Genomic DNA, 9,743 nt, shown 5'->3' with positions numbered 1-9,743 from the left:
CGCACTGCTGCGGGCGGCGGCGGGCGCATTGCGCGGCACGCCAATTTCGATCAGGTCGAGGTCCGGCGCGTACTGCGCCAGCCGCTTGATGTGCGGCGCGCGCCACGGCTGCGGCCACCTACTGCGGTGCGCGCGGCCCAGCACCAGCTTGGACAGGTTATGGCTGCGCGCATAGTCCAGCGCGGTGGCGGCGATGTCCTGCCCGGCCAGCACGGCGGTGGTCGCGCCCAGTTCCTCGGCCAGTTTCAGGGTGCGCAAAATCTGCTCGCGCTGCGCCGCCGGCAGCCGCTGCAGGGCCGGCGTCTCGACGTACACCGCGTGCCAGCCGGTGCCCAGCTGGCTGGCCAGGCGCGCCGTGCTGCGCACCGTGTGCTCGCCGTCGGCGCGCGGGCCGACGCAGGCCAGCAGCGCCGCCCCGGTTTTCCAGATGTCGGCAATCGACTTTTCGACCCGGTAGGCGCGCACGTCGTCTTCAATGCGGTCGGCGGTGCGCCGCAGCGCCAGTTCGCGCAGCGCGATCAGATTCCCTTTGCGGAAGAAATTTTTGGAGGCGCGCTCGGCCTGCGCCGCCTGGTACACCTTGCCGCCCTGCAGGCGCGCCAGCAGTTCGTCGGCCGGCAAGTCGACCAGCACCACTTCGTCGGCCTGGTCGAACACGGTGTCGGGCACGGTCTCGGCCACGCGGATGCCGGTGATGCCGCCCACCACGTCGTTCAGGCTTTCCAGATGCTGGACGTTGACGGTGCTGAGCACGTCGATGCCGGCCTCCAGCAGCTCCTCGACGTCCTGCCAGCGCTTGGGATGGCGCGAGCCGGGCGCGTTGGAGTGCGCCAGTTCGTCCATCAGGATCAAGGGCGGTTGCAGCGCCAGCGCGCCGTCGAGGTCAAACTCGGCCAGCTGCTTGCCGCGATACGCCACCGCGCGCGGCGCCAGCACTGGCAAGCCGGCCAGCATGGCGGCGGTGTCGGCGCGGCCGTGGGTTTCCACCACGCCCACCAGCACCGGCTGGCCGCTGTCGTGCAGCTTGCGGGCGGCAGCCAGCATGGCGTAGGTCTTGCCAACGCCGGCCGAGGCGCCGAAGTAGATCCGCAGTTTGCCGCGCGCGGCCTTGCGTTCCTGCGCCTGCACCTGCGCCAGCAGCGCATCGGGGTCAGGTCGTACGGGATCCCGGCGGACGGGGTCGGAAGGAATAGCCATGCGCGGATTTTACCTCTAGCCGTGCGCTTGTGCGCGCTCCAACGCCAGATTCAGCGCCAGCACGTTGACCCGCGCTTCGCCGAAGAAGCCCAGCCACTGCGGCCGCGTTTCGCGTTCCACCAGCGCCAGCACCTGCTCGCGGCTGATCTTGCGCGCGCTCGCGATGCGGCCGGCCTGGTAGCGCGCTGCCGCCACGCTGATTTCAGGGTCGAGGCCGCTGGCCGACGCCGTCACCAGATCGACCGGAATCGCGGCGGTATTGCCCGGATCGGCCGCGCGCAAGGCCTCGATGCGGCCTTTGACGGCGTCCAGCAGGGCCGGATTGTTCGGGCCCAGGTTGGAGCCGCCGGAACCGGCCGCGTTGTTCGGCATCGGCGCGGTGGCCGATGGCCGGCCCCAGAAATACTGCGGCGAGGTGAAGGCCTGGCCGATCAGCGCCGAGCCGACCACCTTGCCATTCACGGTCACCAGGCTGCCGGCCGCTTGCGCCGGGAAGGCGGCCGCGCCGATACCAGTGACGGCCAGCGGGTACAGCACGCCGCAGACCAGCGTCAGCACGGCAAACACGGTAACGGCGGGACGAAGTTGCTTGATCATGATGACTCCTTATACCAGGTTGAATGCGGCCAGCAGCAGGTCGATGGCCTTGATGCCGATGAACGGCAGGATGATGCCGCCCACGCCGTACAGCAGCAGGTTGCGGCGCAGCAGCGCCACCGCGCCAATCGCACGGTACTGCACGCCCTTCAGCGCCAGCGGGATCAGTACCACGATGATCAGGGCATTGAAAATCACCGCCGACATGATGGCCGACGCCGGACTGGCCAGGTGCATGATGTCCAGCGCCTTCAGTTGCGGGAAGGTACCGACAAATGCTGCCGGGATGATGGCGAAGTATTTGGCAATGTCGTTGGAAATCGAGAAGGTGGTCAGCGAGCCGCGCGTCATCAGCATCTGCTTGCCGATTTCGACGATCTCCAGCAGCTTGGTCGGATTCGAATCCAGGTCGACCATATTGCCGGCTTCCTTGGCCGCCTGCGTGCCCGAGTTCATCGCCACCGCAACGTCGGCCTGGGCCAGCGCCGGGGCGTCGTTGGTGCCGTCGCCAGTCATCGCCACCAGGCGGCCTTCGGACTGGTAGCTGCGGATCAGTTTCAGCTTGTCTTCCGGCGTGGCTTCGGCCAGGAAGTCGTCCACCCCCGCTTCGGCAGCAATCGCGGCAGCGGTCAGCTTGTTGTCGCCAGTGATCATCACGGTCTTGATGCCCATCCGGCGCAGTTCGGCGAAGCGTTCCTTGATGCCGCCCTTGACGATGTCCTTCAGCTCGACCACGCCCATCACCCGGCCGCCATCGACCACCACCAGCGGCGTGCTGCCGCGGCGCGCGATGTCATCCACGCTGTGCGCGATCTCGGCTGGATACGGCTGGCCCAGCGACTCGACGTATTTGCGCACGGTGTCGGCCGCGCCTTTGCGGATCAGCCGGACCCCGCTGGGGCCGGCGATGTCCACGCCGCTCATGCGCGTCTGCGCCGTGAACGGCACGAAACTGGCGTTCAGCGCCGTCATGTCGCGCTCGCGGATGTTGAATTTCTGCTTGGCCAGCACCACGATGCTGCGCCCTTCCGGCGTCTCGTCGGCCAGCGAGGCCAGTTGCGCCACGTCAGCCAGCTGCTGCTCGGAGACGCCCGGCGCCGGCACGAAAGCCGAGGCCTGGCGGTTGCCCAGCGTGATGGTGCCGGTTTTATCCAGCAGCAGCACGTCAACGTCGCCCGCTGCTTCCACCGCGCGGCCCGAGGTGGCGATCACATTGGCTTGCATCATGCGGCTCATGCCGGCCACGCCGATGGCCGACAGCAGGCCGCCGATGGTGGTCGGGATCAAGCACACCAGCAGCGCAATCAGCACCGTGATGGTGACCGGCTTACTGACCACCCCTGCGGCGCCGGCGGCCGCCACCGAGAACAGCGAGAACGGCAGCAGCGTGACCGTCACCACCAGGAACACGATGGTTAGTGCCACCAGCAAAATGGTCAGGGCGATTTCATTCGGCGTCTTCTGGCGCTTGGCGCCTTCCACCATCGAGATCATGCGGTCGAGGAAGGTCTCGCCCGGATTGGCCGACACCCGTACCACCAGCCAGTCCGACAGCACCCGGGTGCCACCGGTGACGGAGGAAAAATCACCGCCCGATTCGCGGATCACCGGCGCCGATTCGCCGGTGATGGCGCTTTCGTCGACCGAGGCCACGCCTTCGATGACGTCGCCGTCGATCGGGATCACATCGCCCGCTTCGACCAGGATGTAATGGCCCTTGCGCAGGTCCAGCGCCGGCGCCGGCAACCAGGTGGTGCCATGCTTGGGCGTGGCCAGCTTCTTGGCGGTGATACTTTGCTTCAGGCTGCGCAGCGAGGCCGCCTGCGCCTTGCTGCGGCCCTCGGCCAGCGCTTCGGCGAAGTTGGCAAACAGCACCGTGAACCACAGCCAGACGGCAGTGGCGGCGATGAAGCCGAACGGCGCTTCGCCCTTGCCGACCAGCGCCTGCGCCGCCAGCAAGGTGGTGATGATGCTGCCGACATAGACCACGAACATCACCGGGCTGCGCAACTGGGTGCGCGGGTGCAGCTTGCGGAAGGCGTCGGCAATGGCCGGCAGCACCAGCTGGGAGTCGAACATGCGCAGCTTGCGGGCCGGCGGATTGGTAAACAATGTACTAGCTTGTGACATGATGACTCCTTATTTGGCAAACAGCTGCAGGTGTTCCACGACCGGGCCTAGCGCCAGCGCCGGCACGTAATTGAGCACGCCAACCAGCGCCACCACGCCGCACAGCAGGCCGATGAACATGCCGCCGTGGGTCGGCATGGTGCCGGCGTTGGCGGCCAGGCGCTGCTTGCCAGCCAGCGAACCGGCGATGGCGAGGATCGGCACGATCATGGCGAAGCGGCCAAACCACATGGCAATCGCCAGCATGCTGTTGTAGAACGGCGTGTTGGCGGACAGGCCGGCAAACGCGCTGCCATTGTTGTTGGCGGCCGAGCTGAAGGCGTACAGGATTTCCGAGAAGCCGTGCGCGCCCGGATTGGCGATGCCTGCCGTGCCGGCTTCGCACATCACGGCAATCGCGGTGCCGGCCAGCACCAGCGTAGGCGTCACCAGGATGGCGATCGCGGTCATCTTCATTTCATAGGCCTGGATTTTCTTGCCCAGGTATTCCGGCGTGCGGCCTATCATCAGGCCGGCGATGAACACCGCCATGATGGCGAAGATCAGCATGCCGTACAGGCCGGAGCCGACGCCGCCGAAAATCACTTCGCCGAACTGGATCAGCAGCATCGGGATCATGCCGCCCACTGGCATGAAGGAGTCATGCATGGCGTTGACCGCGCCGCACGAAGCGGCAGTGGTGACGGCCGCGAACAGGGCCGAGGCGCTAATGCCAAAGCGGGTCTCCTTGCCTTCCATATTGCCGCCCGCTTGCAGCGCGCTGGCGGTCTGGTCGACGTTCAGCGCTTGCAGGCCCGGATGCGCGGTCTGCTCGGCGCCCAGCACGAACACGGTGCAGGCCACAAACAGCAGCGTCATCGCGCCCAGCACCGCCCAGCCCTGGCGCTGGTCGCCGACCATGCGGCCAAAGGCGAAGCACAGGCCGGCCGGGATGAGGAAGATCGCCAGCATCTGCGCAAAGTTGGTCAGCGCGGTCGGATTTTCATACGGGTGCGCCGAGTTGGCGTTGAAGAAGCCACCGCCGTTGGTACCCAGCATCTTGATCGCTTCCTGCGACGCCACCGGGCCCATGGCGATGGTTTGGGTGCTGGTGCTCAGCGTTTCGGTGACGGGCTGGCCTTGCGCATCTTTCAGCGGCTGGCCGTCGGCGCCGACTTTCGGCTGAGTGTAGGTGACGGTGTCCAGCAGCTGCACGTCCTGGTAGGCCGAGAAGTTCTGGATCACGCCCTGCCCCATCAGGAACACCGCAAACAGCAGCGACAGCGGCAGCAGCAGGTACAGCGTGGCGCGCGTGACGTCAACCCAGAAGTTGCCGATCGATTGGGCCGAGCGCGCAGCGAAGCCGCGGATCAGTGCATAGGCCACGGCGATGCCGGTGGCGGCCGAGAAGAAGTTTTGCGCCGCCAGCACCAGCATCTGGGTCAGGTAGCTCATGGTCTGCTCGCCGCTATAGCCCTGCCAGTTGGTGTTGGCCACGAAGCTGACGGCGGTGTCGAACGCCGAATCCGGGCTGACGTTGGCCAGCGCCTGTGGATTCAGCGGCAGCCAGACTTGCACCCGTTGCAGGCCGTAAGTGACCAGCGCGCCGATCACGCTAAACAGCAGCAGCGCGGCGGCGTACGATTTCCAGCCTTGGCCTTGTTTCGGATCGACGCCGGCGGCGCGATAGATCAGGTGTTCGATCTTGCCCATCCAGCCCATGCCAGGAACGGCGCTGCCGTCGCCGACGCGGGCCAGTACGATGCCGAGCGGCCAGGCCAGCGCCAGCAGCACCGCCAGGAAGACCATCAGCAGCACGATAGATTGCGTGGTCATGTTACAGGTCCTCCGCTTTCAACAGGGCGATCACCAGATATACCAGCAGGCCGGCCGACGCGATGGCACCGATCACATAGAACGGGTTCATGGCTGGCCTCCCAGTTTGTCGCAACCAGCGGCCATCGCCACCGTCACGATATAAAAGAGCAGCGTTGCTCCGATAAATACAAAGTCCATCACACCCTCACAGGTCTTGTTTTGATAGGAAGAAGGTTAGCCAGAACGGTCTAAAAACTGTGTAAAGACTTGGCGGCGGGGTGTAAACAAAGCGTAAAAATTTACGTTTTGTTTACGGGCGGCGGGTGCTTATTTAGAACGTTTTTACGGGCCTGCCGCTACGCTGGATCCATCGCAACTACCGATGAACATCATGGACACTTGTTTACACGGCATCTGGGTGCCGCTGGCCACGCCGACGCTGCACGGCGAACTGGATTTATCGCGCCTGCAGCGGCTGGCCGAGCGCGTGATCGACGACGGCGCGCACGGACTGGTGGTGTGCGGCACCACCGGCGAAGCGCCGCAGCTGGACTTGGCGGAGCAGAGCGCGGCGCTGGCAGCGGTGCTGGAAGTGGCGCGCAAGCGCTGCCCGGTGCTGATGGGCATCGGCGGCAGCGACACTTTTGCCGCCGCCAGCCGGGTGCTGGAGTTTGATGACGCTGAACTGGCCGGCTATCTGGTGTCCACGCCGGCCTACGTGCGGCCGTCGCAGGAAGGCTTGCTGCGCCACTTTGAGACCATCGCCGATGCCACCGGCCGCCCCATCGTGTTGTACAACGTGCCGGCGCGTACCGGCGTGCAGCTGGAGCTGGCCACGGCGCGCCGGCTGGCGCAGCGGCCGCAGTTTGCCGCCATCAAGGAGGCCGGCGGCAGCTTGCACCAGCTGACGGCCCTGGTGCAGCAGACATCTTTGTCGGTGCTGTGCGGCGATGATGTGCTGCTGTTCGCTGCACTGTGCGGCGGCGCCCATGGGGCGATTTCGGCATCGGCGCATATCCGCACCGATTTGTATGTGCAGCTGTTTGATCTGGTACGCGCGCAGCGGCTGGACCAGGCGCGCACGCTGGCAGCCGCGCTGCTGCCGATCATGCAGCTGCTGTTTTCCGAACCGAATCCGGCGCCGCTGAAAGCCGCGCTGTCCATGCAAGGCTTGCTGCGCGATGAACTGCGCCTGCCGATGGTGCCTGCCACCACCGCCTGCAAACAGCGGCTCGCAGCTGCGCTGGAAGCATTAGAAGCCCTGCCGCGCTACCGCAGCACGGCATTCGCGCCTGCTGCGTCGGCGTCGGCACGCTACTCGCTGGCTCACGCCGTGGCGGCCATATGATCGTCGCCCTCACTGGCATGGACGGCGACAGCGCCGTCGCCGATCTGGCCGAGGATCTGGCCATGCTGCGCGTGGCCGCCGGCAAGCGCGTGCTGCTGGTGGCGCCGAATCCCGGCGCCTACGATGCGCAGCTGTACGATGATTTGGTGGTCAACGCCTCGCCGCAAGGCGCGCCCAAAGCCGATGCCGCACTGGCCCGGGCTGGCGTGATCCTGGCGCTGCTGCAACCAGAATCGCTGGAACAAGCCGAGGCCTGCACGATGCTGCTGGCCCGCCTGCGCTTGGCACAGCGCACCAATCCCGGCAGCCGCGTGCTGGTAACGGTGGCACATGGCCGCCGTCCACTCACGGCGCATCAGACAGGCTGCCTGCTGGTATTCGTAGCCCAGTTGCCGCATGCACGTCTGGCCGACACGCTGGTGCTCGATGACAGCGACAGCGCCACCACCTACCACTCGCGCCATAGCGAACTTGCGCTCCCAGCCCACAAGCAGGACCGCAAACTCTGCGCCCCCGAAGTGCGCCACCTCTACCGCGAAATCTTCCGCCCTGCCGGGAGGATATAGGGTGGGGGTCTTTTTTTTCGGCGTTTTACTAAAATTGCCTAGCCTGTGCTATCAGCTACTAATCACTGATACATCGCTCTAGCGTAAAAATAAGTGGAACTAACAGCGCGCATGGCCGCTCTAATACCTATGCACCACAGATATTTTAGTAAACCATAGCGCGCTGTAGTAACGCTTAGCCGGAACTAGTAGCGCTTAGTAAAACGCCCTTTTTCGGAGACCCCATCATGGGTATGCTCAGCTTTCCCTATCGCTTGCCGAATGAACTGATGGAGGAATTTGGTGCTTTCACCGGGCTGCACTGGTGCGGTGGAGAGATCGAAGCCCCCATTTGCGACGCCATTCGCGCCTACATGAAACCGCAGCCCACGGCGGCGGCCCAACAGGACGCCATGACCGACGCCGGCTACCAATGGAAACAAGTCTTTCTGCCGGAAGGCACCCGGCTGCGCGCCAGCTTTGGCCGCACACCGTATTTTGCCGTGGTTCGGGGCAGCGATATCCGCTGCGGCGAACAATCACTGTCGCCATCCGCCTTTGCCAACCTGAAGGGCAGTGGCAACCGCAACGCCTGGAAAGCCGTCTGGCTGCGTTTTCCGGGCAGCGAGTAATGGCTACTGGCTGATACCTGCCGCGCGCAGCAAAAAGCACTGATCGCGCGCCTGTTCGGCGCCGCTGAACCGCAGCAAGCTGCCGCCGCCAATCCCACCAGTCCCGCCAGTCCCGCCATCCCCCTATCGCCGGCGGCCCCGGCCAAACAGTCTGGCCGGCACGACACCGACGCCCCGGGCAAAATCAGCACGCGCAGCCGGGGCGGAAAACGCCACAAGCACGGCAAGCGGCACAAGCAACACAAGCAGCATGCTGCGGCGCGCCGCCCCGCCTCTTAGAACACTTTGCTGATGGTCAGCTGCAGTGCGGTCTTGCCGAGGAATTTGCCGTTGGCGGCGGAAGTGTAGGCGGCTTCCTGCGCGTTGGTGCCGATGACGGCCAGCGCGCCGGTCACCACGCCGAAGTCCTTGCTCACGCCCAGCTTCCAGTCGGTGTACGAAGCGGCATCGTTGTGCTTCACTTGCTGGCGGCCGGCGTGCAGGTTGACGGTCCAGCCGTCGCTGGCTTCGATGTTGGCGCCGAGGTCCAGGTAGCCGCTGTTCTTGCTATCAGCGAAGCCAAACAGGTTGGTCACCGCGTGCGAGTACTTAACGTAGGCCGGGCCATAACCCAGCTGGCCGTAAATTTCGGTGGTGTTGGCGCTGACCGGCAGGCTGTTGGCGGCGTACACATAGGTCAACACGCCAACGTCATACGACACCGCCTCGGAAACCTGCCCGCGCTTGCCGGCGTACAGGTCCAGCTCCACATTGCCATCGCCACCTGCATCCTTGATCCACTTGATGGTCGAGGCCCACGCGCCAACATACAGGCCGGTCGGATTGTTAACGTAATCCGCACCACCCTGCAAGGCCGGCTGCAAGCGCGTTTGCGAGATGCCGCGATAGCGATAGTCGCTGACCACTGCCGCGTTGAAGCTGAGCGCGTTGTCCGGCACGGCGGCCGGCGCCGGCGCATCCTCGGCGCGGGCGGTATGGGCGGAAAAAGCAACGACAACGGCTGCTGCAAGTACTAATTTCTTCATGTTCTACTTCCTGTCAGTGGTTAAAAACTTCGCGGTACAGCGCGTCCATGTCGGCCGGCGCAGCGCCGCGAATAATGGTGCTGGCCAGCGTGGCCGACATCACCCGCGCCACGTAGGCGCGCACTGCGGCGCGCTCCTCGTCGCTGGGCGTGTCGTCCGCGCCGACCAGTACAAACAGCACGCGCAAGCCCGGATTGAACATGCGCGCAGCATTGAGGCGGGCAATCAGCTGGTACTGGCTGCCCAGATCGACCTGCTGGGGCGTCACCGGCACCACCACCAGCCGCGCGGCGATCAGTGCGGCGCGGCTGGCGGTGGTGTCGCGGCCCTCGGTGTCGATCACGATGTCGTTGTAGCGGCTACGCAGCAATTCCAGCTCCGGCAGCAGCGCGCGGCCGCTGATGGCACGCGCCGCCACGCGCGGCGTGACGCCGGCCGCCGCCATCTCGCTGCACCATGCGCAGGAGGCGGC

Annotated in this window: 10 protein-coding genes; 3 read left to right on the top strand and 7 right to left on the bottom strand. The window is 65.4% G+C overall.

Annotated elements, in window-relative coordinates; genetic code table 11:
* The 5 genes from GTP46_RS28870 to GTP46_RS28850 form a co-directional block, all read right to left on the bottom strand.
* A partial coding sequence (locus GTP46_RS28870) for a KdpD family sensor histidine kinase (RefSeq protein WP_503826660.1) occupies positions 1-1,197 on the bottom strand: 1,197 nt, incomplete at its 3' end.
* Between the two features lie 15 nt (positions 1,198-1,212).
* The gene (gene kdpC / locus GTP46_RS28865) at positions 1,213-1,794 is read right to left on the bottom strand and encodes a potassium-transporting ATPase subunit KdpC (RefSeq protein ID WP_161010079.1); all 582 of its coding nucleotides are present in this window, start codon (positions 1,792-1,794) and stop codon (positions 1,213-1,215) included.
* Between the two features lie 9 nt (positions 1,795-1,803).
* Entirely contained in the window at positions 1,804-3,924 is a 2,121-nt protein-coding gene (gene kdpB / locus GTP46_RS28860) for a potassium-transporting ATPase subunit KdpB (protein WP_161010078.1), read from the bottom strand.
* Between the two features lie 9 nt (positions 3,925-3,933).
* Entirely contained in the window at positions 3,934-5,739 is a 1,806-nt protein-coding gene (kdpA, locus tag GTP46_RS28855; protein ID WP_161010077.1) for a potassium-transporting ATPase subunit KdpA, read from the bottom strand.
* A gap of 1 nt (position 5,740) precedes the next feature.
* Entirely contained in the window at positions 5,741-5,830 is a 90-nt protein-coding gene (locus GTP46_RS28850) for a potassium-transporting ATPase subunit F (protein WP_161010076.1), read from the bottom strand.
* A 282-nt stretch (positions 5,831-6,112) separates the two neighbouring features.
* Here GTP46_RS28850 and dapA point away from each other — a divergent pair, with 282 nt between their 5' ends.
* From dapA to GTP46_RS30025, 3 genes are all read left to right on the top strand, one after another.
* Positions 6,113-7,069: a 4-hydroxy-tetrahydrodipicolinate synthase gene (gene dapA / locus GTP46_RS28845; RefSeq protein ID WP_161010075.1), complete on the top strand. Its 957-nt coding sequence runs from the start codon at positions 6,113-6,115 to the stop codon at positions 7,067-7,069.
* A complete protein-coding gene (locus tag GTP46_RS28840) occupies positions 7,066-7,635 on the top strand; it encodes a hypothetical protein (protein ID WP_161010074.1) in 570 nt (189 codons plus the stop codon). The genes dapA and GTP46_RS28840 overlap by 4 nt, the downstream gene beginning before the upstream one ends.
* Before the next feature lie 227 nt (positions 7,636-7,862).
* The gene (locus tag GTP46_RS30025; protein ID WP_229259147.1) at positions 7,863-8,246 is read left to right on the top strand and encodes a hypothetical protein; all 384 of its coding nucleotides are present in this window, start codon (positions 7,863-7,865) and stop codon (positions 8,244-8,246) included.
* A gap of 275 nt (positions 8,247-8,521) precedes the next feature.
* Here the strand turns inward: GTP46_RS30025 and GTP46_RS28830 are convergent, their stop codons facing one another.
* Both GTP46_RS28830 and GTP46_RS28825 read right to left on the bottom strand, forming a co-directional pair.
* A complete protein-coding gene (locus tag GTP46_RS28830; RefSeq protein ID WP_161010073.1) occupies positions 8,522-9,271 on the bottom strand; it encodes a TorF family putative porin in 750 nt (249 codons plus the stop codon).
* Positions 9,272-9,284: 13 nt separating this feature from the next.
* Positions 9,285-9,743, bottom strand: a 459-nt coding sequence (locus tag GTP46_RS28825) for a ParA family partition ATPase (RefSeq protein ID WP_161010072.1), incomplete at its 5' end; no start/stop codon positions are given.

This window comes from Duganella flavida (genome assembly GCF_009857445.1).
GTDB classification, from domain to species: domain Bacteria; phylum Pseudomonadota; class Gammaproteobacteria; order Burkholderiales; family Burkholderiaceae_D; genus Rugamonas; species Rugamonas flavida.
Note: the sequence above shows the minus strand (reverse complement) of the source record. Positions and strands in the feature narration are given on the sequence as shown.

Coding starts and splice junctions, on each gene's coding strand:
- dapA (WP_161010075.1), top strand. CDS start 6,113: ATGGACACTTGTTTACACGGCATCTGGGTGCCGCTGGCCACGCCGACG.
- kdpB (WP_161010078.1), bottom strand. CDS start 3,924: ATGTCACAAGCTAGTACATTGTTTACCAATCCGCCGGCCCGCAAGCTG.
- GTP46_RS28850 (WP_161010076.1), bottom strand. CDS start 5,830: ATGAACCCGTTCTATGTGATCGGTGCCATCGCGTCGGCCGGCCTGCTG.
- GTP46_RS28830 (WP_161010073.1), bottom strand. CDS start 9,271: ATGAAGAAATTAGTACTTGCAGCAGCCGTTGTCGTTGCTTTTTCCGCC.
- GTP46_RS28840 (WP_161010074.1), top strand. CDS start 7,066: ATGATCGTCGCCCTCACTGGCATGGACGGCGACAGCGCCGTCGCCGAT.
- GTP46_RS30025 (WP_229259147.1), top strand. CDS start 7,863: ATGGGTATGCTCAGCTTTCCCTATCGCTTGCCGAATGAACTGATGGAG.
- kdpC (WP_161010079.1), bottom strand. CDS start 1,794: ATGATCAAGCAACTTCGTCCCGCCGTTACCGTGTTTGCCGTGCTGACG.
- kdpA (WP_161010077.1), bottom strand. CDS start 5,739: ATGACCACGCAATCTATCGTGCTGCTGATGGTCTTCCTGGCGGTGCTG.